Source organism: Paenibacillus daejeonensis DSM 15491, from assembly GCF_000378385.1.
Lineage (GTDB): Bacteria > Bacillota > Bacilli > Paenibacillales > Paenibacillaceae > Paenibacillus_D > Paenibacillus_D daejeonensis.
Genome location: NZ_KB899661.1, coordinates 1 through 26,042, shown reverse-complemented (window position 1 = coordinate 26,042; position 26,042 = coordinate 1). Strand labels below are relative to the sequence as shown.

The 26,042-nt window shown below is 54.1% G+C and carries 20 protein-coding genes; 11 read left to right on the top strand and 9 right to left on the bottom strand.

Annotation, left to right across the window (positions count from 1 at the left end; translation table 11 throughout):
- Positions 1 to 115: 115 nt before the first annotated feature.
- Positions 116 to 1,129, bottom strand: coding sequence for an LLM class flavin-dependent oxidoreductase (locus tag F556_RS0111345; protein WP_020617072.1), 1,014 nt, complete (start codon positions 1,127 to 1,129; stop codon positions 116 to 118).
- A 208-nt stretch (positions 1,130 to 1,337) separates the two neighbouring features.
- On the opposite strand from F556_RS0111345, the gene F556_RS0111340 reads away from it, so the two are divergent.
- Positions 1,338 to 2,159 (top strand): glycoside hydrolase family 43 protein, encoded by an 822-nt coding sequence (locus F556_RS0111340; RefSeq protein ID WP_020617071.1) that lies wholly within the window; start codon positions 1,338 to 1,340, stop codon positions 2,157 to 2,159.
- An 88-nt stretch (positions 2,160 to 2,247) separates the two neighbouring features.
- Here F556_RS0111340 and F556_RS0111335 read toward each other — a convergent pair whose 3' ends face one another.
- On the bottom strand, positions 2,248 to 2,616 hold the full coding sequence (locus F556_RS0111335) for a VOC family protein (protein ID WP_020617070.1): 369 nt from the start codon (positions 2,614 to 2,616) through the stop codon (positions 2,248 to 2,250).
- Positions 2,617 to 3,037: 421 nt separating this feature from the next.
- Here F556_RS0111335 and F556_RS0111330 point away from each other — a divergent pair, with 421 nt between their 5' ends.
- From F556_RS0111330 to F556_RS0111300, 7 genes are all read left to right on the top strand, one after another.
- Positions 3,038 to 5,077, top strand: a complete 2,040-nt coding sequence (locus F556_RS0111330; RefSeq protein WP_020617069.1) for an alpha-amylase family protein — start codon at positions 3,038 to 3,040, stop codon at positions 5,075 to 5,077.
- Positions 5,074 to 6,042, top strand: a complete 969-nt coding sequence (locus F556_RS0111325) for an ABC transporter permease (protein ID WP_020617068.1) — start codon at positions 5,074 to 5,076, stop codon at positions 6,040 to 6,042. Before F556_RS0111330 ends, F556_RS0111325 begins: the two co-directional genes overlap by 4 nt.
- Before the next feature lie 24 nt (positions 6,043 to 6,066).
- Positions 6,067 to 6,945, top strand: coding sequence for a carbohydrate ABC transporter permease (locus F556_RS0111320; protein ID WP_020617067.1), 879 nt, complete (start codon positions 6,067 to 6,069; stop codon positions 6,943 to 6,945).
- A gap of 220 nt (positions 6,946 to 7,165) precedes the next feature.
- Entirely contained in the window at positions 7,166 to 8,713 is a 1,548-nt protein-coding gene (locus F556_RS0111315; RefSeq protein ID WP_020617066.1) for an extracellular solute-binding protein, read from the top strand.
- Positions 8,714 to 8,810: 97 nt separating this feature from the next.
- Entirely contained in the window at positions 8,811 to 10,868 is a 2,058-nt protein-coding gene (locus tag F556_RS0111310; protein ID WP_020617065.1) for an alpha-amylase family protein, read from the top strand.
- Between the two features lie 68 nt (positions 10,869 to 10,936).
- Positions 10,937 to 13,246, top strand: a complete 2,310-nt coding sequence (locus F556_RS0111305; protein WP_020617064.1) for a helix-turn-helix domain-containing protein — start codon at positions 10,937 to 10,939, stop codon at positions 13,244 to 13,246.
- Positions 13,247 to 13,273: 27 nt separating this feature from the next.
- The gene (locus F556_RS0111300; RefSeq protein ID WP_281167904.1) at positions 13,274 to 14,176 is read left to right on the top strand and encodes an NAD(P)-dependent oxidoreductase; all 903 of its coding nucleotides are present in this window, start codon (positions 13,274 to 13,276) and stop codon (positions 14,174 to 14,176) included.
- A 210-nt stretch (positions 14,177 to 14,386) separates the two neighbouring features.
- Here the strand turns inward: F556_RS0111300 and F556_RS0111295 are convergent, their stop codons facing one another.
- The 7 genes from F556_RS0111295 to F556_RS33725 form a co-directional block, all read right to left on the bottom strand.
- Positions 14,387 to 15,538, bottom strand: a complete 1,152-nt coding sequence (locus tag F556_RS0111295; protein WP_020617062.1) for a glycerate kinase family protein — start codon at positions 15,536 to 15,538, stop codon at positions 14,387 to 14,389.
- Positions 15,539 to 16,261: 723 nt separating this feature from the next.
- Positions 16,262 to 17,344 carry a CdaR family transcriptional regulator gene (locus F556_RS0111290; protein ID WP_020617061.1) on the bottom strand — a complete coding sequence of 361 codons (1,083 nt, stop codon included), beginning with the start codon at positions 17,342 to 17,344 and terminating at the stop codon, positions 16,262 to 16,264.
- Positions 17,345 to 17,460: 116 nt separating this feature from the next.
- Positions 17,461 to 18,885 carry an N-acetylmuramoyl-L-alanine amidase family protein gene (locus F556_RS0111285; RefSeq protein ID WP_020617060.1) on the bottom strand — a complete coding sequence of 475 codons (1,425 nt, stop codon included), beginning with the start codon at positions 18,883 to 18,885 and terminating at the stop codon, positions 17,461 to 17,463.
- A gap of 297 nt (positions 18,886 to 19,182) precedes the next feature.
- A complete protein-coding gene (locus F556_RS0111280; RefSeq protein WP_020617059.1) occupies positions 19,183 to 20,193 on the bottom strand; it encodes a DUF3137 domain-containing protein in 1,011 nt (336 codons plus the stop codon).
- Between the two features lie 3 nt (positions 20,194 to 20,196).
- Positions 20,197 to 20,751 carry a LemA family protein gene (locus F556_RS0111275; RefSeq protein WP_020617058.1) on the bottom strand — a complete coding sequence of 185 codons (555 nt, stop codon included), beginning with the start codon at positions 20,749 to 20,751 and terminating at the stop codon, positions 20,197 to 20,199.
- Positions 20,752 to 20,875: 124 nt separating this feature from the next.
- Positions 20,876 to 21,652, bottom strand: a complete 777-nt coding sequence (locus F556_RS0111270) for a DUF6492 family protein (protein ID WP_020617057.1) — start codon at positions 21,650 to 21,652, stop codon at positions 20,876 to 20,878.
- A 79-nt stretch (positions 21,653 to 21,731) separates the two neighbouring features.
- The gene (locus F556_RS33725; RefSeq protein ID WP_020617056.1) at positions 21,732 to 23,315 is read right to left on the bottom strand and encodes a histidine kinase N-terminal 7TM domain-containing protein; all 1,584 of its coding nucleotides are present in this window, start codon (positions 23,313 to 23,315) and stop codon (positions 21,732 to 21,734) included.
- A 178-nt stretch (positions 23,316 to 23,493) separates the two neighbouring features.
- Between F556_RS33725 and F556_RS0111260 the strand changes: the two genes are divergently transcribed.
- The 3 genes from F556_RS0111260 (at position 23,494) to F556_RS0111250 (ending at position 25,330) form a co-directional block, all read left to right on the top strand.
- Entirely contained in the window at positions 23,494 to 24,120 is a 627-nt protein-coding gene (locus F556_RS0111260; RefSeq protein ID WP_020617055.1) for an FMN-dependent NADH-azoreductase, read from the top strand.
- A gap of 149 nt (positions 24,121 to 24,269) precedes the next feature.
- A complete protein-coding gene (locus F556_RS0111255; RefSeq protein ID WP_020617054.1) occupies positions 24,270 to 24,572 on the top strand; it encodes a hypothetical protein in 303 nt (100 codons plus the stop codon).
- Between the two features lie 32 nt (positions 24,573 to 24,604).
- A complete protein-coding gene (locus tag F556_RS0111250) occupies positions 24,605 to 25,330 on the top strand; it encodes a ThuA domain-containing protein (RefSeq protein WP_020617053.1) in 726 nt (241 codons plus the stop codon).
- Positions 25,331 to 26,042 lie beyond the last annotated feature (712 nt).

The following is a 26,042-nucleotide window of genomic DNA, read 5'->3' as shown; positions in this document are numbered from 1 at the left end:
CCACGCGCCCACTGTAGCGCACCTTTCTTCCTCTATTTGCTCGGACTCCCTCCAAGCGTTCACTCCAACAAAACACCCCACACGACAAGCCGTGTGGGGTGCACTATTAACCAGATTAGAGCGTCTTCCAGATCTCCGCCAGCATCTCGAACGAGCGTAGGCGCGCCTTGTGATCATAGATCTGGGCGGTCACAATCAGCTCATCCGCCGCCGTCTCCTTGAGGATCGCGCGCAGGCGGGTGGCTACGGTTTCTTCGCTGCCGGCAATGGAGTAGCCGAACTTGCCGCGCACCAGCGCCTTCTCCTGGGCACTCCAGAGCGCATCCATATCATCGACCGGTGGCAGCAGCGGACTGGTGCCGCCGCGGATCAGATTAAGGAATTGCTGCTCTTGCGAGGTCGCCAGGTAACGGGCCTGGGCATCCGTCTCGGCCACGATGATATTGACACCGACCATGGCGTAAGGTTCGGTCAGTGCTCCCGAAGGCTGGAAGTTGCTGCGATAGAGATCCAGAGCAGGGAGCAGGTAATCCGGTGCAAAATGGCTGGCAAACGCGAATGGCAGGCCAAGCTGTCCTGCCAGCTGGGCGCTGAAGCCGCTGGAGCCAAGCAGCCAGATCGGAATGTCCAGTCCCTCACCGGGCACTGCCCGTACGCCCGGAGCCCGGCCTTCTCTTGTGGGATCCAGATAAGCGCGAAGCTCGCTCAGCAGCTCGGGGAAGTCGTGACCTCCCGCCGTCAGGCCGCGCCGGATCGCCCGGGCTGCTGGCTGATCCGAACCGGGAGCGCGTCCAAGGCCCAAATCAATGCGTCCGGGATACATGGATTCAAGCGTGCCGAACTGCTCGGCAATCATGAGTGGCGCATGGTTAGGCAGCATAATGCCGCCGGAGCCGACGCGGATTCGCTTCGTGCCGCCAGCTACGTATCCGATCGCAACCGAAGTTGCGGAGCTGGCGATGCCCGGCATATTATGATGCTCCGCTAGCCAATAGCGGTTGTATCCCCAATCCTCGGCATGGCGGGCGAGATCGAGCGTGTGCTCAAAAGCCTCGGTTGCCGTACTGCCTTGCGTGATGGGCGCCAGATCTAGCAAAGACAAAGGTATCGTATGAGATGGTGAAGACATCGTCGTAATCGCCTCCTTGAAGGTGCGAATGTGAGCAGGACGTACCCCGTTATGCGGAACGAAGTCTCAATTCATTTTGTGAGCTACTATATTTTATATTGTACATGGTCGAATCGTACAACACAACCCGGAGTGGATAGTGTTCTCAGGACGAGCCTTATGATACAATCGCTCCAGTAAGAACCAATGGAAAGGGTGGGCGTAGGGTATGTTGATGTTCAGTTACTTCAAGACAGAGGATGAGAAGCTCTATCTGGCTGGAAGCGAAGACGGGTATGACTGGCAAGAATGGCATGGGGGCCAGGCAGTCTTCGCCTCCCCAGTAGGTACGACTCAAATTCGTGATCCATTTATTATACGCGGACTGGACGGAATCTATCATCTGGTGTGGACCGACGGCTGGAACAGCCGGAGTATTGGTTATGCAAGCTCCAAAGATCTGCTGCATTGGGAAGGGGCAAAGCTGATTCCGGTTATGGAGCATTTGCCGCAGACCCAGAATACGTGGGCACCGGAAATTTTCTATGATGAGGGAGCAGAGGCGTACCGGATATTCTGGTCTTCGACCGTTGGCGAAGGGCCGCGCAATCATCGAATCTGGTCCGTGACCACCAAGGATTTTGAAACGTTCACGGAGGCGGCATTATTTTTTGATCCCGGGTACAATGTCATTGATGCCTGTGTTACCGATATGGGCGAATCGTATTTTATGCTCTTCAAGGATGAGCGTGGTGTGAATGAGCCCGGGACCGATTATAAGGCGATCCGCTCCTGCAGCTTTGCCAAGGATGGCAGTGATCGTCCGGAAATCATGAACATGTCGGGTCTGCTGACCGCTCCGCTGACGGAGGGGCCAACGCTCTACACCATTGATCGGAATGGCCGGCAAGAGTGGATCATGCTGGTGGACGGATTTCATGAACGTTTCTACAGTACCTATCGCTCAACGGACCTGCAATCCTGGGAGGAAATTTCATCTGAGGTACATTTGCCCACTGGTCTTCGACATGGGGCGGCTTTTAAACGATGATTTCCAGCTGCATATCAAAGGAAGCCGTTCCTCCCAGGTTGGAGTGGACGGCTTCTTTGTGTATTCTTTCATTACAGCCACTTCTATTCTACGAGCGGAAATGATTGAGGACCCAGCAGATGCCATTCTTAGCATCGATGACTTCCCCATGGAGAGCGCCGAAAAAGGTGTCTTCCAGCGGCACAACAATCGATCCTTCTTTCGCCAACAATTCAAAAACGTTTTTGATTTCCTCTTCGTTATCGAACTGCATGATGATTCGGACGTTCTCCCCTTTAGGGATGCGATTATACGAAAAAGCAAAATGCAGCAAGCTGCTGCCCAGATGCAGCTCCGCATGATAAATGGTGCCTTTGTTTTCATTGAGGATTTTGATCTCTCCGCCGAAGATGGGCTGGTAGTAATCCAGCGCATCCCGCACACTGTCCACAATAATAAAAGGACTCGCACTCAACATCTGTATCTCCTCCAATAGCGTATATTTAATCTACTCCTAATTATTCATTTTAATCGGCTACATGCATTATTAACCGAAGGCATCATTTTTTGACCCATATCGCTACCTCATGTCACAAATTCGATTTATCCTCCCCTTAGATGAGTATGCAAGACGAGGGTAATCATTGATCGGACTGGCTACTTATTTGGGACGCATCACCTGTCATTGGACAGATTCGAGTTCGGACATCTTTTGCAGTCGTTTTTTGTCTGAGAACCAAGAGGACTGTCTAAAGTCGCTATTTCCCGGGCAATGTTCAGTTTCGAGCAGTTGGATCTTGGGTCATAACTTGCACTATGATTACTGCAAAAACTGTCTGTGGGATGCCTGCCAGAGTCTTTATATAATTAGTGCAACGAATGGCAGAGGAGGATACGGTATGACTTGGTGGACAGGACACAGGCTGCGTATGATTCAAAATAATCTGCGTGAAATCGATGCCGACCTAGACGTCGATTTACTTATGAGAGAGTTGAAGAAATACGAAGCCAATACATTAATGATGAATGCCGGGGGAATGTTTGCTTTTTATCCAACAAAGCTGCCCTTCCAATATAAGACTCCATACTTAAAAAAGGATCTATTGGGAGAAGCCGTAGAGAAAGCACATCAGCAAGGTATGCGGTTCATTGGCCGCTTTGATTTCAGCAAGGCACACGAGAGTCTTTTCCAAAGCAACCCTGAATGGTTCTACCGCACACGGGACGGCAGGGAAGTCAACTATCATGGTATCGTGCATACCTGTCTGAACAGCGAATATCAGCAGCAACTGTCGCTACAAATGATAGACGAGGTCATTTCGAACTATGAAGTGGACGGCATCTTCTTCAATATGTTCGGCTATCAGCACTGGGACTACAGCGGCAATTTCTATGGTCCGTGCTATTGCGAGAACTGTAAGCGGCGTTTCCAAGAATACAGCGGTGAGGATCTGACCACGTACGATGGAGCTAACCATCCGCTGCATGGGACATACAGGAAATTCCAGGAATTCACAGCGCGGGAAGTGCTCGAGCGTATTCACGATATGGTGAAGGCCAAACGGCCGGATGTCGCAATCTGTACGTATCATCCCCATAAAGTGGACCTGGTACGCAAAGAATCGAACACGGCGCTGAGCCGGCCTTATCCGCTATGGTTGTATTCCGCTTCCGAAAATGTGGTTTCAGTGGAGGGAAGTTACTCCGATAAATGGGCCAGCAATTGCAGCATTAACGCCATTGATCTCAACTATCGGTTTACCGGGGTGTCCCGTCATGAAAACGAAGTGCGGCTATACGAGAACCTGGCGAACGGCTCCAACCTTGATTTCTGTATTATCGGCGTGTTTGAAGGATACCCCGACCGGGCGAATTTCGCTTCCGCGCAGGAGGTTTTCCGGTTTCACCATCAGCATCAGGATGTCTTCGACCGCTTACGGCCTGTCTATGACGTAACGCTCATCAAGCCAGACCATGGGCCGGCACGCGATGAATACCTGGGCATCTTCAAAATGCTGAAGGAACGGCACATCCCATTCACGGTCGTCACACAGGAGCGGATCATCCCGCAACTGGAGCAGCTGCGGCAGGCCAAAGCCGTGATTCTGCCAGGCGTACACAAGCTGGAGGGAGATCAAGTGGATGCGCTGGATTCGCTCTGGGAGGCTGGCATTCATCTGATCGGTACAGGGCTGGCTTTGACCGAAGACACGGCTGCTCTGAAGCGACTGTTCGGTGCTGAATGCTCAGCGATTGAGCAGGATGTAACCGCCTCCTACTTTGACACTTCGGATGCAGAGAGGTTCCGCAATCTGGAGGGCAGAGGCTGGATCATCGGCAGTGACAAGTTTGCGGTGCTTCATTATGAAGACGAAGCGACAGAACAGCTGCTGCCTTACATTGAATCCGCTACGTTCGGTCCGCCAGAGCGTGCATATGGTCATCAGAGCAGCGGTCGTTATGGTCTGGCCTTGATTCGCGGCGGATCGGGACATGGCAGTGCGGCTAGCTACGCCTTCGCACCAGGGGCCTTGTATTACCGCCATGGATATGAGGATCACAAGTATGCGGTTACGGATGTCCTGGAGCAATTGCTGCAAGGACAACTGACACTGCAGACCGATGCGCCGTCTGTCGTTGAGACCTTTGTGCATCGCATTGAAGGGACCACAGGGGAGTCAGATTTGCTGCTGCAACTGGTTAATCTGTCCGGCTTCAACGGCACGACCTATACCGAGGCACTGCCGCTTCAGCCGGTGCGCTATATACTTCAAGGGATTCCTCCCCAGGCCAGAGCTTATTCGCTCAAGACTGGACAAGAGGTTCACCTTGCACATACCGCAGCCGGAACCGTAGTGGAGATCGGCTGTGAAGGACGCTACGAGGCGATCCGGATCGAGCGGGGAGACGTCACACCAAGCGAGGAGCCTAAGCAATGAAATCAGCAAACACTGTACCGAGTGCGGTAAAACCGCCTAATCCGACCAAGGTTCCTGCGCATGGTGGACTATGGGCGCGTGTCAAGCAGCATAAGACCATTTACTTGCTTATCCTGCCTGGCCTGTTATTCTTTATTTTGTTCAAATTCGTACCGATGTGGGGGCTGCTTTTGTCCCTGATGGATTTTAATCCGTACTTGGGATTCTCGGGAAGCGAGTGGGTGGGGTTTGCTCACTTTCAGGATTTGTTCAACGATCCCAAGTTTTATATCATGCTTCGCAATACGTTTATGATTAACTTGATCGGCCTTGTCTTCCATTTCCCGGTGCCGATCCTGCTGGCTTTGATGCTTAATGAAATCCGACATGAAGCCTTCAAGCGCTTCAATCAGTCGATCGTGTATCTGCCTCACTTCCTGTCCTGGGTTGTCGTGGCGAGTATGACCTTTTTCGTTCTGTCCGCTGATATCGGAATCGTCAATAAGCTGATAGCCGAATCAGGAGGCAATACGATCTCGTTCCTCTCGAATCCTAACTATTTCTGGGGTCTCATCACGGCCCAGGTCATGTGGAAGGAAGCAGGATGGGGCACCATCATCTTCCTGGCAGCGATGGCTGGCGTTGACCCTTCGCGATACGAAGCGGCAGTGGTTGACGGAGCGTCGAGGTTCCGCCAGATCTGGCATGTTACGTTGCCTGCAATTCGTCCGACCATCGTCATTCTGCTTGTTCTGAGATTGGGCAACATGATGGATACAGGCTTCGAGCAAATCTTGCTGATGATGAACCCGCTGGTTATGTCCGTGGCCGAGGTGTTCGATACGTACGCCTATACCTTTGGTATATTGAATGGACAGATTAGTATCGGTGTTGCGGTCGGACTTTTCAAAGGGCTTGTAGGCCTTGTCCTGATCGTCATAGCCAATACGGTTGTCAAACGAATGGGTTACGAGGGCATTTACTAAAATCGAACAAGGAGGCTTCGGCCAATGAGCTTCGTACAAAAGAAAGGGCTGACCCTGTTCGACTGGGTGAACTACATCCTGATCGCACTCATCTCCCTGGCTTGTATCTTTCCGTTTTTCTACGTGTTCAGCGTTTCGTTTACCGATCCCAAGACCTATGTTCCGCTTAAGTTCTATCTGTTTCCTGACAGCTGGTCACTGGAATCGTACCGGTATATCCTGTCGACCAACAGCTTCTTGAATGCCCTGTACAGTACCTTGTACATTACGGTGTTCGGTACAATTCTTAATATTGTGGTTTCCTTCACGATGGCCTACGGCCTGACGAAGCGTACAATGCCCGGGTATAAAACGATTATGGGCATGGTCATCTTTACACTCGTCTTCAGCGCCGGTATTGTTCCGAACTACTTGCTGGTCAAGGAACTGGGATTGCTGAACTCCTATTGGGCGCTCATCTGGACGTCACTGACCAATGCGTGGAGCTTGATAGTTATCAAGAGCTTCCTGGATTCACTACCGGGTGAGCTGGAGCAAGCGGCCAAAATTGACGGCGCTTCGGACATGGGAGTATTCCTGAGAATTGTCATCCCGCTGTCCAAGCCGGCGATTGCAACCTTTACGTTGTTCTTCGCGGTCATGCACTGGAACACATTCTTTAATGCCTTGATCTATCTATCTGACTCAAGTAAGTGGACTTTGCAGCTCTTTGTCAAAACACTCGTCATCGATGGAAATTCCGGTGCTGTTGCCCAGGCCGGCTCCAGTGACGAAGCTGTGGTCCCACAGGAGACAATTCGGATGGCCACCATCGTCCTCTCGATGTTGCCGATCCTCCTGGTTTACCCATTCCTACAAAAGCATTTCGCCAAAGGGGTTATGCTGGGCTCGGTAAAAGGCTAAAAATCGGACATAAATCGTCAGGACAATATTTGACCTCTGTTCCCGGAAAACCAGGAGCGATAAGGCTTCATCGGCTCCTGGAGGGACAGAATTTGTCCTCGCGTCGCATGGCATGGATTGTCTGTAGGACGCCTGATCAGGCGGAGCTAAGATGAAGACACGGGAGCGGCAAGGGGCCGTTCCGCAGCATAGGATTTCATTACAGAAAGGATGACAAGCGATGTTTACATGGAAAAAGGGGATGCATGCCGGGGTATCATTTGTACTGGCTGCAACATTGCTAGCAGGATGTAGTGGAGGAACAAATAATACACCGTCGACCAACCCGGGTAATACAGGTGCCTCTACAGGAAATCAGGAGACGGGTGAACAGGAACCAGTAAGCATTAAGATGTTCGCAGGTCTTTACAATGAAATTCCGGATATGAACAATGAGTACTGGACGGAATGGGAGCGCATGACCAACTCCAAGCTGGATGTGGAATGGGTACCATCCGGTGACCTGAACGCCAAGCTTGACCTCATGCTGGCATCGGGTGACCTGCCAGAAGTTGTAGCCTATCAATTCAACAATCGTCCAACCTTCTTGAGAGCGATCAAGAACGGCGCGTTCTGGGATCTCACCGACTTCCTGGGCGACATGAGCGATTACCCGAACCTCAGAGATAATCTGGCCGAGGATGCCTTGAAATATCTGAGCGTTGACGGCAGAGTCTATGGCTTGCCGCGTTCCCGCTCGCGGATTGATGGCGGCATCAAGATTCGTCAGGACTGGCTGGAGCAGTTGGACCTCCCTGTCCCAACCACATTTGATGAATATGAAGAGACACTGAAACAAATTGTCGATGCTGACCTTGACGGCAACGGCAGACGCGATACGGTAGGACTGCTGTATGTGAACGATCCGTTCGCCGCGTTCCAGGTCGGATTTGGTCTATTCGATCCAACTTACAATGATGAAGGCGGATTGATTACGCCGCGTCTGACACCGCAAGGCATCGAGATGACAGCATGGTTCCGCAGCCTTTATGAGCAGGGCTTGATGTCCCAGGAGTTTGCAGTTATGAAGGAATCGCAGGCAGAAGAGCTGTTCAAGACGAACCGCGCTGCATCCTACGGTCGTCCGATCTGGTGGGATTATGACTTTGAAGAAGCCATGCGCATGTCCGGGCAGGAAGATGCCAAAATTCTTAACCTTCACCTCCAAGGACCAGCAGGTGATGCCGTTGCTCTGGAAACTGGCGTAGCTGGTGGTTTCTACATCTCCAAGAAGGTGCCAGAGGAAAAAGTATGGCGTTTGCTGGACTATTTTGAACTGACGGCTTCTCAAGAAGTGTCTGACTTCTCCTACTATGGTATTGAAGGCGTACATTATACGGAAGAAGACGGTCAGAAAATCCTGACAGACCAAGGTGCAAAAGAAGTCAATACAACAAGTAAAGGCGTAGGTGTCCTGACTTACAACAAATACGGCAAAGTCATTAGCGCCTCGGGCGACAAGGCTTATAATGATGCCAAGATCGAACAAGTGGGGCATTTCGATGAAGTCGGTAAAATCAGCCCGAACACGTACACAGCTACAGAAACTTGGATCAACACCTGGCCGAAATACGAAAGCGAATTTAACAACATGTACACCAAGGCGGTTGTTGGTCAAATCACAATGGAAGAATTCGAGGCTCATGTAGATATGCTTAACAACCTGCCAGACATGAAGGAAGCATATCAGACGATGGCAGAAGCATACGAGAACTTCCACAATCAATAATTGCAAGCCAAGATGAACCAAATTCAGCGAGACGCCGGAGAGCAGACGGGCCAACTAAGGCCGTCTGCACGGCGTCTTGCCGCATGGAGGGAAGAACATGCCTGAGCTCTTAAGCAAGGATGGGACGTGGCAGAACGAGCCGCTGCGTATTATTCAGCCGAATCTGCAGGTGCTGGATACGGCGAAGATTAATCCGCGCCAATTGGCGCGTCAAATCAAGGACCTGGGTGCCAATGCCATGGTCTTCAACGTCGGCGGCATCTATGCCTGGTACCCATCACGAGTGCCGTATCACACGGTAAATGAACATCTGCCGAAGGATACGGATCTGCTGCGCGATGTGATTGAGGCTTGTCATGAAGAAGGTGTCAAATTCATTGCACGCTTCGACTTCAGTAAGGCGGAGGATCAGGTGTTCCTTCAGCGTCCGCAATGGTTTGTCCGCAAAGCGGACGGCGAGCCTGAGATTATCGGAGCCAATCGGCCGGGGCCTTGGTCGCTGCTCATGAATACCTGTTTAAATAGCGGCTACCGCAATGAGGATGTTGCTGAGCCGGTACTCCGGGAAGTGCTGAGCGATTATGATATCGATGGCATCTTCTTCAACGCGCCACATTATATGTTCTGTCGCTGCCGTCGCTGCCAGAGCAAATATGAGGCTCTCTACAACAAGCCGCTGCCCGAGACTGGTAAGGAGCTGGAGCCGGACTTCGCTTCACGCTGCATCCGCGACACGATGGAGAGAAAGTACAAGCTGATCAAGGACACGCGTCCTGAAGTGCCGATGATTCTCTACTATAATTTGTACCGGGACAATATCTATGAGCGGATCGAGACGACGGATCTGCTCTGCATCGAGCCGCAAGATGTGCTGTCGCTCGGTCATGCACACATCCCCGAGTTCTGGAAGCCGGCGCTCTGTATCAAGCTCGGCCGTTCGCTTCCGGATCGGCCAGCCCCTCTCGGTATCGTACATTCCTGCCCGGGGATGGATTGGCGTCATACCGGACTGCCGCCGGCGGAGTACCGGTTCTGGCTGGCTCAGATTCCTGCCCATGGCGGTCAGATCTGGCATTCCCTGACGGGCGTGCCGGAGACCATTACCGATAAGCGGATTCTGGATGTCGTTGGCGAATTGAATCACAATGCCGCCAAGGTCGAAGGCTACATGCATCAGGCACAGCCAGCCTCCCAGACCGCCTTGCTGTGGAATGCGGACCGTTCCGCAGAAGGCTGGGCAGACGGACTGATCAATAATCAACTGCTCTTCGATGTGCTGCTGCCGGAGCAGGCGACGGCCGAACGTCTGGCCGCCTACCGGGTCATTATTGTACCGGAGGGTTATCTCTATACGACGGAATTTACCCAGCGGCTGGAGGCTTATGTCCAAGCTGGCGGGCATGTCATCGCCGAGGGTGAGTTGCCGGATGAAGCCACAGGGCTGCCGGGGCTATTGGGCATTGCAGAAGAGCGCTACACCAGCGAGGAGCTGCTGGCTTCGTACCTGCGCTTTGAAAAGGGGAGCGGCGAGGAGAATCCGCTGCAGGCTGGACTCCAGCAGACCGAGCTGATTCCTCATCGGGGCATCGTCACTTACTGCCGTCCGCTGGATGAGCAAACGGAAGTGCTGGCTACGCTGGTACCGCCATTCTCGCCACTAGAGAGTGTCGGCGCACCGCCAGAGCGCGCTTCGCTGCCGGTGTCGCACTCTGACCTGCCGCTGGCTGTGCGTCGGACGCACGGCAAGGGTAGCACGCTATACTTCCCGTTCCAGCTCAGCCGTCTCATCAATGAATTCAAGCTGGGCGAGCACTACCAGCTGCTCTCCAACAGTGTCGTGTCGCTGCTTGGAGAGGATCGGCAAGTACGGGTTACAGCCTATCATGGGCTGCAGATTACTTTGTTCCGCAAGGGCGAAGACTGGCTGTTACACTTGGTCAATGGGGCCGGGAGGCGGCCGCTGGCAACTACATTGCCGTTGCATGACATCGAGATTGAGCTGAAGCTGCCGGATACGGGCAGTGCGTATACAGCGGAGGGCTTGATTGATGGAAACGGGCTTGCCATTGAGCGGCGTGGCACTTCAGTATACCTCACGCTGCCGCGGCTGGAGGTCTGGGAGTGCATTCGGTTTAGCCCGGCTGCAGCGCAGTAGTCCGCGAGGTCTTACACCCGCTGCCCGGAGATTTGCTATACTAGTGGGAGAGGAAGCGGGGGAGATCGATGAAGCAGCTATGGAAACGCATCAAGACACGTCTGATTAATCTGCTGCCAACACATAACTATTGGCAACGGCTCATATGGCTGGGCTGTATCTCCGTGACCCTCCCACTCGTTCTGGCCGGAACGGCATATTACCATTTTTCCATGCGTGAGCTGACGACGCAGTTTCAGAGAGATAATCAAGAATCACTGCATATGATGGTAGACCGTATGGAAAATCTGTTTACCGGCATTGAGCACATGTCGCTTCAGCTCTCGAGCAGCAGTCAGATGCGGGAAGCCCTTGGTATGGATAGCTATCCGACAGATTACTTGAGTCAGTTGGACATGCTGGATTTGTTCTTGTTGTATAAGAATACCAACAATTTGATTCAGGATATTATTTTCTATGATGAGCAGTCGCAGATGGCACTTACCCATCACTATGGACTGGCGCGCATGGGTGACTATTACGGCGCGGAGGATGTATACGAAGCGATGGAGATGCCGGGCTTTGCAGGCTGGATCTATTTGTCCGACTCCGGCCAGCGCGGGTTTCTGAGCTATGTGCGCAAGCTGCCGATCATGAGCACCGAGGAAACACAGGGCGTGCTGATGCTGCAGATTCGGGAGGAAGTGCTGGGAAGCTACTTGGTAGATATCTCAGGTCAGTCCATGGCGATTGTAGCGGCGAATGGGCGAATGATTCTGGACTCCGAGGGAAGCAGCATGTCGGGGGAGCGGTTATCCGATCCGGTGATTCAAGCCGCTATATCGGATGAACGCACCACCAACCATTTCATCACGGATGGCGAGGAAGAGCAGTTGGTGGCATGGTCCAGGACTGCGCAGGGGCGTACTTACATCTCCCAGCTCCCCAAGCAGGCGATGACGGACCAGTTGAGCTGGATTCGCGTCTTGATCTTCGTCTCGGTGTCGATCTTCCTATTGATCGGTATTCTGCTCAGCCTGCTCGTGTCCCGAATGGTCTACAACCCGATCCAGCAGCTGACGCAGTATGGCAAGCATCTGCGCAAGAGCGGCGGCGACGAGTCAGGGAAGCTCGATGAGATCGAGTATATCCGCTCGTGTCTCAGTTATCTCAATGATCAGACGGAGTCGCTGAACCGGTATGTCCGGAACATTCAGCCCGATCTGCGGGACCGCATGCTGCTGCAGCTGCTCAAGCCCGGCGGGCTGTCAGGGAAGCAATCGCTCGAAGAAGAGAGCCGCAAGCATGGCATTCCCCTCACAGGTCACTACGTGGTGCTCGTTACCAAGGTAGAGAATCTGATGCGGGAGAAGCGGTTCCTGCCCAGTGAAGGGCCGGTTATTGTCTTTGCGGTAAAAAACGTCATGTCGGAGCTGATCGGTCAGCTGCCGGATGTACATGGCTACGTTGTAGACAAGGATGACCGGGAAGCGATCGCGATCTTCCGATTCCCGCCGGAGCGTTCCATGCCGGAGGTCCGGCAGCAGGTTGCCGGCTACGGCGAACAAGTGCGCGACGCGCTGCAGCGCTACCTGTCGTTCTCTGTATCGACGGGCATCGGCAGCGCAGTGCCGCTCACGCAGCTCCATGATTCGTACAAGGAAGCCCAGCAGGCACTGCAGCATCGGCTGTTCCAAGCGGATCAGACGGTTTTCTTCTATGAGGATATGATACAGGCTGAGCGTCAGCCGGTATTCTTGTATCCACGCGAAATGGAGGAGCAGATGGTGGAGTTCCTCTGGAGCGGTGATCTGCCACAAGCCGAGGAAGCGCTGCGGCAGTTCTCAGCGCGGGTGAGGGCTTCCGAGTCCTACAATATTATCTTCCAGTGTTACCAGGTGCTGCTGTCGGCCATCGTGCAGTCGCTGGAGGAGAAAGGACCCGGTCTCGCCGGACTGCTGGGGGACAACCTGTTCGATCAGCTCAAGGAATGTCAGAGCGCGCAAGAGGTTCATGACTGGTTCGGCAGTGTTCTCTTCCCGCTGTACCAGCAAGTGGTGGATGAGATTCGCAATCATTCGTCCAAGCTCATCGTCCAACGCGTCTGCAGTTATATCGCCAGTCAGCCGGCGACTTCGCATTCCCTGTCGGAGTGCGCTGAACTGGTGCAGGTCAGCCCTTCGTATCTCAGTCGCTTGTTCAAGCGGGAGATGGGCATTTCGTTTATCGAGTATCTGATGAAGTTTAAAGTAGAGAAGGCCAAGTCGCTGCTGAAGGAAACCGACTACAGTGTATCGGAGATCGCCGAGATGGTGGGCTACTCGGAGCGCAACCTGAACCGGGCCTTCCAACGATTCGTGGAGATGTCGCCCAAGCAGTATCGGCAGTCTTTGCGGTAAACCGATCGCCTAAGGCGGCGGGATCATATTTTAGAGGAGGAATTTCATATGACATGGCAAGCAGAGGGGACTAAGGTAGGGTTTATCGGCATCGGAGTAATGGGCAAGAGCATGGCAGGTCACATCGCCAAAGCGGGAGCGGAGCTGCACATTTACACGCGCACGGCCGAGAAGGCACAAGCGCTGGTAGACGACGGCGCGGTATGGCATGACACGCCAGGCAAGCTTGCAGCTGCCTGTGACGTCGTCATCACCATGGTGGGCTTCCCCAAAGATGTGGAAGATATCTATCTCGGCGAAGACGGCATCATCGCCAATGCCCGGGAAGGCGCAGTTCTGATCGACATGACGACGTCCAGCCCGCTGCTGGCTGAGAAGATATATGAAGCGGCCAAAGCCAAAGGCCAATCCGCGCTGGATGCGCCGGTATCCGGCGGCGATGTAGGCGCGCGCAATGCGGCACTGTCCATCATGGTCGGTGCGGACCAGCAGGACTATGACAACGTGCTGCCGTTGCTGCAGCTGATGGGCAAGAACATCGTCCTGCAGGGCAAGCCGGGTGCAGGCCAGCACACCAAGATGTGCAACCAGATCGCCATTGCCAGCGGCATGATGGGCGTCTGCGAAGCGTTGGCTTATGCCGAGTCAGCCGGACTCGACCCGAAGACCGTGCTGGGCAGCATTGAGAGCGGCGCGGCGGGCAGCTGGTCGCTTAGCAATCTGGGACCGCGCATCATTAATGGCGACTTCGAGCCAGGCTTCTACGTGAAGCACTTCATCAAGGACATGGGAATAGCTCTGGAATCGGCCCGCGAGATGGGCATGGACACACCGGGTCTGGCGCTCGCCCACTCCCTGTACAAGCGTCTGTCCGAACAGGGCTACGAGGACAAAGGCACCCAAGCACTCTTCAAAATTTACCGTCCATAGCAGTGTTGCGATGAAGGTGCACACACTACTATTCCGACCTTAGTAAAGCCAGCCCCACGCGCTCATCATGAGACGTGAATAAAGCCGGCCCCACACACTCATCACGAGAAGTGAACAAAGCCAGCCCCACACACTCATCACGAGGCCGGGGCTGGCTTTGTTGTTGTTTGGTTTATCCTCAGTTGAGGATGAGAGATTGGCTCTTCACTGCTAGCTGCTGGCACCTGCTGTTGCCTGAATTAGACGGAAGAGCTGCTCCGCCGTGCCCTGCAAGTGCGCAGCCGTCGCCTTCGGATCCATGGCCGCTTCCAGCGTCATAGGTCCGCTGAGAATTGGGAAGAGCGCGCTGACGCCTTGGCTATTGAGCGCGCTGGCTTCTGAGCCCACGCTGCCTGCGAGCGCAATCACAGGCAAGCCGTGGCGGCTGGCAAGCCGGGCGACGCCAAGCGGCGCCTTGCCCCGCGAGGTCTGGCCGTCCAGCCGGCCCTCGCCGGTGATGACGAACTGGGCATCGGCCAGCTGTGCCTCAATGCCCAGGCTGTCCAGTACAAGCTCCGCGCCGGACAGCAGCTCCGCACGAAGAAACCCCACTAGCGCTGCACCCAGGCCGCCGGCCGCGCCAGCGCCAGGGATACCTGCGATGTCGTGGCCCAGATGGGCCTCCGCCGCCCGGGCGTATTGGCGCAGTCCCTGGTCCAGTGCTTCGACCATCGCGGCATCCGCGCCCTTCTGCGGTGCAAAGATATAGGCTGCACCGTCCGGGCCATAGAGCGGGTTGTCGACATCGCAGGCAACGCGAAAGGTACAGGACGTCAGCTCTGGCCGAGTGCCGGAAGCATCGATCTGCGCGATACGTGCCAAAGCGCCGCCCCCTTCGCCAACCTCATGCCCGCTATCATCGACGAACCGGTAACCTAATGCTTGCAACATGCCGATCCCGGCATCATTCGTAGCGCTCCCGCCCAAACCAATCACAAATGAACGGCAGCCCCGTTCCATTGCATCCAGGATGAGCTCACCGACGCCCCGTGTTGTTGTCAGTGTGGGATTTCGCCGCTCTGGGCTGACCAGGGGCAAGCCGCATGCGGCCGCAACCTCGATCACCGCTGTCTCACCGTCACCCATGATGCCGTAGATCGCATCGACTGGCTCGCCAAGTGGACCTGTCACGGACGCGGTGCGCAGCTGCCCACTGCTGCCGCTGACAAGCGCCTCCACTGTTCCTTCCCCTCCGTCCGCAAGCGGCAGAACAACCGTCTCCGCATCCGGATAAACGCGCTTAATCCCTTCAGCGATAGCAGCCCCGCCCTCGGATGAAGAAATACTGCCCTTAAACGAATCAATAGCAATGATGACCTTCATGGCTATCCCTCCTGATATGGATGGTGTAGTAAGTAGATTTACTCTTCATTATAGCGGAAAGCCAGCGGAAGTGATTGGTTCTTCGTAACAGGAATTTAGATACATTATTAGTATGTGTAACAATGGTGTGGGTGTGCAAATGCGCATGAAGAACGGACACAGGTGGCGGAGGTGCGAGCAAATAGAGGAAGAAAGGTGTGTTACAGAGGGCGCGTGGCGGGAGGGTGAGCAAATAGAGGAAGAAAGGTGTGTTACAGGCGGCGTGTGGCGGGAGTGCGGGCAAATAGAGGAAGAAAGGTGTGCTACAGAGGGCGGAAGGCGTGGGTGCGAGCAAATAGAGGAAGAAAGGTGTGCTACAGGCGGCGTGTGGCGGGGTTGCGAGTAAATAGAGGAAGAAAAGTGTGCTACAGAGGAAGCGTGGCGGGAGTGCGGGCAAATAGAGGAAGAAAAGTGTGCTACAGAGGGCGTGTGGCGTGGGGGCGAGCAAATAGAGGAAGAAAGGTGTGCTACAGAGGGCGGAAGGCGGAGGTGCGAGCAAATAGAGGAAGAAAGGTGTGCTACAGAGTGCATGTGGCGGGAGGCTGCATGGTGCAGCCAGCGAGACTCCTGCGCCTATCCGGCCACAGCGCCGCCTCCAAGGGCTGCTGCATGGTACAATCGCCCGGGCGCGGTCACCAAACAGTCCCCCTATGGCCTGCCTAGCCGCTCACACCGTCCACGCCATCATCGCTCCTCATCGTCGAGCAGGAGCGCGATGTACAGCTCGACTGAGTCGATATAGTTGCGAGGGTCGAGGCCGCAGGTGCGATGAATCTTGTCCAGGCGGTATTGCAGCGTGTTCTTGTGCAGGAACAGCGCCTCCGCTGTCTCCTTGAGGGACAGGTTATGCGCCTGGTAGAGCCGCAAGGTTTCCCGGTCGCTGGCGTTCAAGAGGCCGATACGGTGGCGGGCATAATCCCGCCGCTGCTGCTGCGGCAACTGGGACAGCAGCATCTCGAGTCCCAGCGACTGGAATTCGCAGACCGGCTGGCCCCCCGCGAGGGCGTGTTGGAGGGCCAGTTGGGCGTGCCGGTACGCCAGTGGCAGCTCCCCCCAGCTGTGCAGCGTACCGATTCCCGCACACAGACGCTCGCGCTCCGCCAGCACGCGGATGTGCCGCAGCATGGCTGCGTATCCTGAAGCGGGCAGCAGGATGGCGTACCGGTCCGGGAACATATAAGCATACAGAGGGGTATCAGACACTTCCAGCAGTTCGGGAATCCAAGCTGCGATGCCACCCTGGGCCCAATCATTTTCTCTGGCGGGTGCAATCAGCAAGACACAAGCTTGGGCGTCGGCAGATAGCCCATAGTGGCGGAGCAGCTCCGAGAGTCCGACCTGGTCCTGGCTCTCCCCGAATAAGAGACGCCGAACCGCGGCATGCCTATACTCATCCGCTCCTTGGCGCACCTCGGCAAGCCACTGCTCACGGATCAGCACCTCCGTAATCTTGGTTAGCAGATAACCGAGCGGCCGGCATTCCTCCACATCGCCAGTGATGCCAATGACCCCGAGACGCTTGCCATCCAGGACGACGGGGTAGTTGATGCCGGGACGGGCTCCGGCGTACTTCGTCTGATCCTCAACCTCCAACACCTGACCGGATGCAAGAGCCTCCAGCGCAGCGCCATGCAGCATCCCGATCCGTTCAGGCGAGGTGCTCGCAGCAATAATCCCGTCGGTACGGATGAAGTTCACTTCGTGCTTGATGACATCCTTGGCGGCCTGAACAATCGTATGGGCAAGTGCATCGCTAATCTCTGCCAAGCGCGTTCCCTCCTTCCTCCTCCAGCTACAAAACATGCCTTGCATCTCCGCAGAGCAGAGGCGCAAGGCATGGGTGCCGATCCCCATTACCGGGGAGTATAAAGCATCTCAAGCAATCAGGCAAATCCAAAATACTCTTTCAAACCATCAACAATGCCTTGGGCAATCCGCTGTTGCATGTCATCGGTGAACAGCTTTGCTTCTTCTGCAGCGTTAGAGAGGAAGCCGGTCTCAAGCAAGACGGACACCATATTGGCATCACGTATAACTTTGAAGTTGGCTTGCTTGACGCCGCGATCCCGGAAGCCTGTCGCTTCCAGCAGATGTTTGTGCATGATTTGCGTAAAGGACTTGCTTGCTTCTTCGTAATAATACGATTCCGATCCGTTCGCGGAAGGAGCGTTCTTCACGGAGTTGGCATGAATCGAGACAAAGGCATCGGCCTTGACTTCATTCGCCTTGGTCCCCCGGTTGCCCAGCTCAATGAAAGTATCGTCATCACGGGTAAGAATAACCTCCAAATGCGGGTCGTTCACCAGCAGTGCTTGAACCTTCAGGGCAATTGCCAGATTCACGTCCTTCTCCCGCTTGCCAGTCGCTCCAACTGCGCCTGCATCGCTGCCACCATGGCCAGCATCGATGACGATCAGCTTCTTACCGGAAGCTACTGGCGGGGGCTCAGGCTGGGTCACTGGGGGCAACTGCGGCCCAGTGCCTGGTGTTCCGGGAATGTCCGTACCTGGAGTTGGCTCGCCTGTCAATTCAACGAGAACTTCATTTGCACTGCCACGCGTAACCGTATAAGGCGCAGCGCTGTTAAGATCCATCACGACTCTAACAGTCGAGGGGCTATTGCTGAACAGGGCATAACGGACGCCAGCAATCTCCGATGAGTTAGCGATGGAGACGACACCTTTTTGACTGGAACGGTCTTCGAGGGCGCGAGAGAGGCTTGTCCCCGGCAGATCGATGACGATTCGTTCCGGTCCAGACATCGTGAATACCTTAGGTTCAACCTTGCCACCTACTGCAATCTTCAACTGACGGCCATTCAGGCTAATGTCGTCCACAGTGACGGTTACACTGTCGCCTGCTGGCGGCGCGGGCCGATTGACGCTTGCGGTCTTGGTCGCATCATTCCAGTCGACATCCATTCCCATCTGCTCACTGACGAAGCGAAGCGGCACGCCGGTAACACCGTTCTTGAGAACAGGTGCGGCTAGCAGCGTCTTCTCCACACCATCAACCAGGGCGGTTTTGCTGCCGACGGTCAAGTTAATCGTCCGACTGCCCTCTGTAATGGAAATGCCACGGGTTTGCGCGTCCCATCCAACTTGGAAGCCGAGATTCTCCGTTACAATGCGAATGGGGATAATGACATTGCCATCAACGATTTCGACACGGGCTCCACCCGTCAGGTCCAACTTCTTGCCGTCCACAATGATTGAGGGCTCGGCAGCGGCTTGTACAGCCCCCGCGAAGACGGCGACCATGACCGTAAGCAGCATGAGCAGACCGAGCTGTTTCCAGACTACACGCATAAACACATAATCCTCCGTTCCGTCTTGCTTATAGTTTGCTTATGTACAGATATGAGTTTAGACGCCAGATATCGCCAAATGTTTCGCGCGCTTCGACCGAGCGAGGCTCTTTGCCGCAAGCGGTAGAATCAGGAAATGACGAATATGTCTCTATTCTAGCGGATTTTGAGAGAGAAAGGGAGAGGTTCATGAATTTTTTTTAATGTTAGAGACCGTGAATCGACAACAAACTGAAAATCATAGCCAAAAACCGCCAGCAGACCCGTCTGCTGGCGGTTAATCAAGCTACATTGGCGATCAGGATTTGCTCCAAATCCGGGTGTTGAGGTCAAAGTGCTCGATGAGGGAGAAGAAGAAATACAATTCCTCGTAGATACGCTCGAATTGCTGCTCCGTCGGCTGTCTGACAGAGGGTTCAAAAAACTTGTCGCTGGAGGAGATCGCCACATACATGCGCGAGCCTACAAAAGCAAACTCGACTTTTTGATCGTGCCAGGACTTGAAAGCCAGGATGCGCTCGATAAAGTTGGGGGAGAGAAGATAACGGGCTTCTACTTCATCGGACGTGTTCGTGTCGAAGTAGCGGTTGAAGTCCGGATTCTCCAGGTCGATATTGGTGATCTTCTGCTTGGAGAACAGATTAGAGACGGAGTTGCCCACCTTGTTAAAAAAACCGCTCGTACCGAGCCAGCCATTGGCCAGCAGGAGGGTCACGCCGCGAAATGATTTGTGGAAATCAGCCACAAACAACACGCCCTTGAAGATGGTTACATGCCGAGTGGTGGATTGGCCCTTGCCATTATTTCGCCTCTCGATCCGCACAAGCTCCAGCTCTGAGAGCTCAAAGTCGGTCAGGCCCAGCCGGCCAGTGATCAGATCCTCGCCATAGATACGATCAATACGTTCGTCGAACAGCAGGCAATCATCAATGTGTCCGTCGCTGATGCGGCTGTCCGGGTGATAAGCCCAAGCATAGCTATACTCCGAGGTCTCTCCTGGTAGCTGGCAGTTCTCAATCAGTTCCCGCACGGTCCCGCGTACGATCTGCTGTTTGAAATCTTCACGATACAGGCTGTACTGGCGGCGCATGCGAATCACCATCACAATAATGGTGACGATGGCCACAATGGCAGTAACTGCGATCGCTTCAGGGATGCCGCTGGCGAAGACAATCGCGGTCATGGCAGCTGCGGTCAGAATGGTCAGAAGACCAATTCGGAAGGTTCGCAGGTAAGCCGCGCGTTCCTCCTCCAGCCGGGGCAGCCTGCCCCGTAGGGCGCCCAGCACATTGTGTTTGGCAGGAAACATTAGTTAGCCCCTCAGAATCGAGCGCAGATCAACGTCTTGTTTCTTGGCTGGCGAGACCTCCAGCAGATCCTTGCGGCGAAAGCTCATCGCGCCTGCCAGGAGATTGAGGGGAAAGGTCTCAATTAACGTGTTGTATCGGGTGACACGGCTGTTAAAGGTTCTCCGGCTGGCTGACAGCTTCTCCTCAAGATCGTTGATCGTTTTTTGTAAATGAACGTAATTGGCACTCGCCTGCAGTTGCGGATAAGCTTCGGCTTGCAGGCGCAAGCCACCCGCCAGACCCTCCATCTCGGAATAGACCTGAACTTTGTCATCCGTGGAGCGGGCGACCTGGGCCTGGTTGCGCAGAGACGTCACGGCCATCAGCGTTTCCCGCTCATGGTCTGTATACGCGGCGACTGCTTCCGCTGCCTGGCTGAGTGCGTCAAAGCGCTGCTGCAAGAACACATCGATGGCGGCAAAGGCCTCCTGTACCTTATTACGTGCTGCAATCAGCGTATTGTAGATGGCGATGACACCGAGCAAGACGACCGCGGCGATAATTGTGGCAACCCACATCATAGTAGCCTCCTTTGGGATCCGTATGTCCGTCATAGATACATTTACATACGTTTCATCCAAGGAAAGGTTACATAAGGGGCGCAGAGCGATCTGAGATTACGAGGAATGGGGTATTGGTCCCTTACCGGGAATAATCCTTGCGTTTATGAAAGGAGAGCGAGCGATAGCGAAGTGCCAGCTGCCGCAATCGGGCAGGGGCGAGCTGAGAAGGATGCAGGTGGAAGCTGCGATTCATGGCAGGCTTGAGGACATGTCTTCCTGGAGAAGAGGAGATATGATAGTTGGCATAGGTTTCAAACTCCGAGAAAGCGAACTGCTTTTTGCGGTTCATGCTCTTCAGGATAGCCCGGTACCAGCTCATGCCATGGCGGGCCTCGATTTTCTGCTTCATCTGCCGCACCTTGGCGCGTTCAAAGAGCATGTAGTGGGTGACGAAGGACGTGCGGGCGGGCTCTCGTCCCATCAGCTTGCGGTAGGTCACAAAATACTCGGGTTGACTCCAATTGCGCGTGTAGAAAATCGTCTTGCCCTCCGGTGTAAGGAAATGATGGGGCCGGATAAGAATGGTATCGGCGTCAATGACAAAATAGTAGGACGCGGTAACCAGCTTCTCCGCCCCCAGCTTCAGAAGCTGCTGATACAGCCAGCCTGAACGCTCCCATCGTGCGGAACGGTAATGGATGTCGCTCTTGGTAATCGGCAGTACGGTGTGTTCATGGACAAACGTACATCTCTTGGTTGCGCACAGCTGGCGCATGCGGGGCGTATCGGGCGCGATGATCAGGAATCGGCCGATGGGGTGACGAACCATGGCCCGGACGCTATCGATGACACGGGGCAGGGTGCCCAGGTCTTTTTCGATGGCCGGAATCAAGACATCAATTGTGGGCAGCGGCACATTCTCATCTCCATTTGTACAAGATTATCCGTGAGTAGAATATGTACATGCCGGAGGCAAGGTTCGCAAAATAGTCAATTCACCCGCGTTGTTCCCCGCCAGAGGAAGCAGACGGAAGCCCCCCGCTGAAACGGACGACGCGATTGCGGCCATTCCGTTTGGCAGCATATAGTGCCTGATCGGCTTGCTGAACAAGTTCTGAGAGTTCACTCTCTGTCTCGCGGATACAGACTCCGAAGCTGGCGGTCATGGACAGATCGCCTGATTCGGAGGCTAGCGGAGAATTTTCAATGGCTCGTCGCAGTCGCTCAGCCAGCAGAGCGGCGCCTTCGGGGGAAACCCCGGAGAGGGCGACGACAAATTCTTCCCCACCATAGCGTGCAAACAGATCGCCGCTTCGGAGCAGGGCCCTGCACACTGCTGCGACATGGCGAAGAGCTGCGTCACCGGTGTCATGACCATAGCTGTCATTAATTTGCTTGAAATGATCGATATCGAACAGAATGACAGCATACGGAGCGTTGGTCTGAACAGAGGAGACGAGCAAGCGGGATGCAAGCTCCATGAAGTGAGTCCGGTTGTACAATTGGGTCAGCCCATCTGTTGTGGCAAGACGTTGCAGCTTGTTATGAAGCGTCATTTGTTCAGTCACATCCGTAAAAATAATCGTGCGGCCGATCAATTCACTCTTGCGGCTCAGTAAGGGCGAAATACGAACCTGGTAGTGGCGGAGCTGCTCCTGAATCGTACGCTCCAGCTTGAATTCCTGTGCGGCATGGTTTTCCGTTGCAGGAATAGCCTGCTCAATCTCGGGAATGGTAAGAATCGAAAGATGTTTGCCGAGTGTCCCTTCACCCAGCCCTGGCAGCAGGCGCGCAGCTGAACGATTGTAATCACCAATCCGCCCTTCGCGATCCAGCACAAGGACGGCGTCGCGCATCGTTTCGAATATCTTTTCGCGGGCAATGGGTGAGACGCGGAGCATACCGGTTGAGAGAATCGCGCCAATATATAGTGTAGATGTGAAGCTCATAATGATAGGTACCGGATCCATGCCATAAGGGGATTGACCCAGCAGGTAGAGCAAGGAGCCCAGCATTGGAATATATAACGTGGCCAGAATCGTTGCCATTTGAATGCGATAGGTTCGTTTCCAGTGCCGAATCAAGATGAGGCCACCGGCCAGTAGGCAGGCAAACGTGTAGCTGCCGTGAACGATATACCATTGGCCAATAACAACATCAATCAGTACAGTTGGTGAGTTATCCCGAACATTGATGGATTGGTAGAACAGATGGTGCCAATCGTTAGTGGCAACCATTAAGCTGGTGATGGCGGGGATGGTGAGAAGTGCTCCGATCGTACGCCGGGTCAGGTATCGCTCCAGATTGACATAATGAAGGACAAGCATAAGAGAGCAAGGAGCAATATAAGGCATGCCAAGATACTCTATGGCAATCCAGAATTTGGCCTCGGCAAGTGAGTTGCTGGCCAGCTCAAAGGCGAAACCGAAGGTATAGATACTGCTGAAGATGCACATCCATACAAAGGTGCGAATGCCGGAGAAATTGGTTTTGACAGTCAGGGCGTAGATGACGAGCAGCATGTGCAGGACACCGGAGATCGAGACGATGACGATATAGTTCTGAATGGCGGAATCCATGGGCTTACATCGCTCCATTGACTGGGATAATAGTTCAATCTATGGTAACACAGAAGCTGAATCGGAGGAAGATCACGCCAATGAACAGTCGAGGGGTAGACAAGCTATGAAAGATTTGTTACTATAAAAAAGTAATTAACATAAAAAGAGATTCAACATCAGGAGGAGAAACCATTTCATGGCACAAGTGCTATTTATTAAAGCAAATAACCGTCCGTCCGAGCAATCCGTAACTGTACAGCTCTATGAGCAATTTTTGAATGCTTACAAAGCCAGCAACCCTGACGATATCGTCACTGAGCTGAATCTGTTTGAGGCGGACCTGCCATATTTCGATAATGATATGATGAACGGCCTCTTCAAGCTGGGCAAAGGCATCGAGACGACACCAGCTGAGCAAAAGGCAGCCGATCTCTCGAATACGTATCTGGATCAGTTCCTCGGAGCAGATAAGATCGTGCTGGCATTCCCACTCTGGAACTTCACGATTCCTGCGCAGCTGCTGACCTATCTCTTCTATCTGCTGCAATCGGGCAAAACGTTCAAATACACGGCCGAAGGTCCAGTAGGTCTTGTGAAGGATAAAAAAGTCATCTTGCTGCAGGCGCGCGGCGGCATGTATAGCGAGCAGCCGATGGCAGCGATGGAAATGTCGCTTAACTACGTGAAGACCATCCTGGCCTTCATCGGCATCGACAATCCGGAGGTTTTGGTCGTGGAAGGCCACAACCAACTGCCGGATCAAGCCCAAACCATCGTTGGTGAAGGATTGAAAAAAGCACAGGAGCTGGCTGCAGCATTCTAATGTGACGCTTCCGAGCTCTGCTAATAGCAGCCCCCAAACCCGCCTCGCGGATTTGGGGGCTGTTAATCGTTTTCAGACCCTTGTAGGGCGCGGGGATTGGGTGTACAATAGGGCGGTCAGGCATGATAACTGTGGAGGTAACCAAACGAATGACTAGCAAACGGCACGAGGCCGACACACCGGTGAATGAGCGCGAGCTGCTGCAATATATTATAGACCAGACAGGCGAACAGGCCGGGGATATTCAACTGGTTCTGAAGCATGAGCAGGCCTACATTGAGCAGGCGGCATCCAAGACAAAAGGCGAAGTGGATATTGATATCGACGATCTGGTTGACTACATCGTTCAGCGCCGAGATGTCCAGCTCAGTGAATTGGCCGTAGACACGATTCTGGAGGCCGAGATGTCCTACCTGATGGATCAGGGCGTTGCGGGCTACCTGAACGACTGACCTGATACTACTCATAACAGGAGGATAATCGAATGAACCAACCCGTAAGAGTAACGATCTGGAACGAATACCGTCATGAGTTGAAAAACCCGGCAGTCCGTGAGGTCTATCCAGATGGCATCCACCAGGCCATCGGTTCGGCATTGCCCGAGCACCATACCGTAACTTACGCTTTGCTCGATCAAGAACAGCATGGATTGACCGAGGAGCGGCTGCAGGAAACCGACGTGCTGCTGTGGTGGGGCCATACGGCACATGGTGAAGTTCAGGAAGAGATTGTGGAGCGGGTGTATCAGCGTGTGCTCCAAGGCATGGGGCTGATTGTGCTGCATTCCGGCCATTTTTCGAAAATCTTCAAAAAGCTGATGGGCACCTCGTGCGATCTCAAATGGCGCGATGTGGGAGAGAAAGAGCGGCTGTGGGTCGTACAACCGGGTCATCCGATTGTCCGCGGCATTGGCGAATACATCGAACTGCCCAAGGAAGAAATGTACGGCGAGCACTTTGATATCCCTGCACCCGATGAGTTGGTCTTCACCAGCTGGTTCGAAGGCGGCGAGGTATTCCGCAGCGGCTGCTGCTGGACACGCGGCAAAGGGCGGATTTTCTACTTCCGTCCGGGGCACGAGACGTTCCCGACCTATTACAATACGGATGTCCAGCGCGTCATTGCCAATGCGGTAGACTGGGCTGCTCCTGTCGGCACGGCTGCCCCGGCTTACGGCAACGCCAAGCCACTTGAAGAACTGACCATTTAATCCTGTGCGAACTGGCGGTGCTGTAGCCTGAGCAGGCATCTCCCGCGAGTTGCATATCATGCAGTAAACAAAAACAGCTGTTTTCCCTACCTGGAAAACAGCTGTTTTTGCGTTGCAGCCGGCGCGTGGTGGGTTTGTGAGCAAATAGAGGAAGAAAAGTGTGTTGCAGCCGGTGCGTGGTGGGTTTGTGAGCAAATAGAGGAAGAAAAGTGTGTTGCAGCGGGCGCGTGGTGGGTTTGTGAGCAAATAGAGGAAGAAAGGTGTGCTACAGAGGGCGTGTGGCGGGAGTGCGGGGAAATAGAGGAAGAAAGGTGTGTTGCAGCGGTCGCGTGGCGGGTTTGTGAGCAAATAGAGGAAGAAAGGTGTGCTACAGCGGTCGCGGTGCAGGGGTGTGAGTAAATAGAGGAAGAAAGGTGTGCTGCAGCGGGCGCATGGTGGGAGTGCGGGGAAATAGAGGAAGAAAGGTGTGTTGCAGCGGTCGCGTGGTGGGTGAGCGAGCGAATAGAGGAAGAAAGGTGCGCTACAGAGGTCGCGTGGTGGGTTTGTGCAGTAATCTTGCAAAGAAGTTCACATGTTAGCCCGAAGGGAAATTTTACAAAAGAGAGAGGTTCCTTTACCGTAATGTTAGGAAGACAAGACGGAAAGGAACCTCTATGGTTAGCATAACGAAGCGAAACGTGTTGAGTCAAGTGCTGGGCATTATGGATCGATC

Coding starts and splice junctions, on each gene's coding strand:
- F556_RS0111345 (WP_020617072.1), bottom strand. CDS start 1,129: ATGTCTTCACCATCTCATACGATACCTTTGTCTTTGCTAGATCTGGCG.
- F556_RS0111340 (WP_020617071.1), top strand. CDS start 1,338: ATGTTGATGTTCAGTTACTTCAAGACAGAGGATGAGAAGCTCTATCTG.
- F556_RS0111335 (WP_020617070.1), bottom strand. CDS start 2,616: ATGTTGAGTGCGAGTCCTTTTATTATTGTGGACAGTGTGCGGGATGCG.
- F556_RS0111330 (WP_020617069.1), top strand. CDS start 3,038: ATGACTTGGTGGACAGGACACAGGCTGCGTATGATTCAAAATAATCTG.
- F556_RS0111325 (WP_020617068.1), top strand. CDS start 5,074: ATGAAATCAGCAAACACTGTACCGAGTGCGGTAAAACCGCCTAATCCG.
- F556_RS0111320 (WP_020617067.1), top strand. CDS start 6,067: ATGAGCTTCGTACAAAAGAAAGGGCTGACCCTGTTCGACTGGGTGAAC.
- F556_RS0111315 (WP_020617066.1), top strand. CDS start 7,166: ATGTTTACATGGAAAAAGGGGATGCATGCCGGGGTATCATTTGTACTG.
- F556_RS0111310 (WP_020617065.1), top strand. CDS start 8,811: ATGCCTGAGCTCTTAAGCAAGGATGGGACGTGGCAGAACGAGCCGCTG.
- F556_RS0111305 (WP_020617064.1), top strand. CDS start 10,937: ATGAAGCAGCTATGGAAACGCATCAAGACACGTCTGATTAATCTGCTG.
- F556_RS0111295 (WP_020617062.1), bottom strand. CDS start 15,538: ATGAAGGTCATCATTGCTATTGATTCGTTTAAGGGCAGTATTTCTTCA.
- F556_RS0111285 (WP_020617060.1), bottom strand. CDS start 18,885: ATGCGTGTAGTCTGGAAACAGCTCGGTCTGCTCATGCTGCTTACGGTC.
- F556_RS0111280 (WP_020617059.1), bottom strand. CDS start 20,193: ATGTTTCCTGCCAAACACAATGTGCTGGGCGCCCTACGGGGCAGGCTG.
- F556_RS0111275 (WP_020617058.1), bottom strand. CDS start 20,751: ATGTGGGTTGCCACAATTATCGCCGCGGTCGTCTTGCTCGGTGTCATC.
- F556_RS33725 (WP_020617056.1), bottom strand. CDS start 23,315: ATGGATTCCGCCATTCAGAACTATATCGTCATCGTCTCGATCTCCGGT.
- F556_RS0111260 (WP_020617055.1), top strand. CDS start 23,494: ATGGCACAAGTGCTATTTATTAAAGCAAATAACCGTCCGTCCGAGCAA.
- F556_RS0111255 (WP_020617054.1), top strand. CDS start 24,270: ATGACTAGCAAACGGCACGAGGCCGACACACCGGTGAATGAGCGCGAG.
- F556_RS0111250 (WP_020617053.1), top strand. CDS start 24,605: ATGAACCAACCCGTAAGAGTAACGATCTGGAACGAATACCGTCATGAG.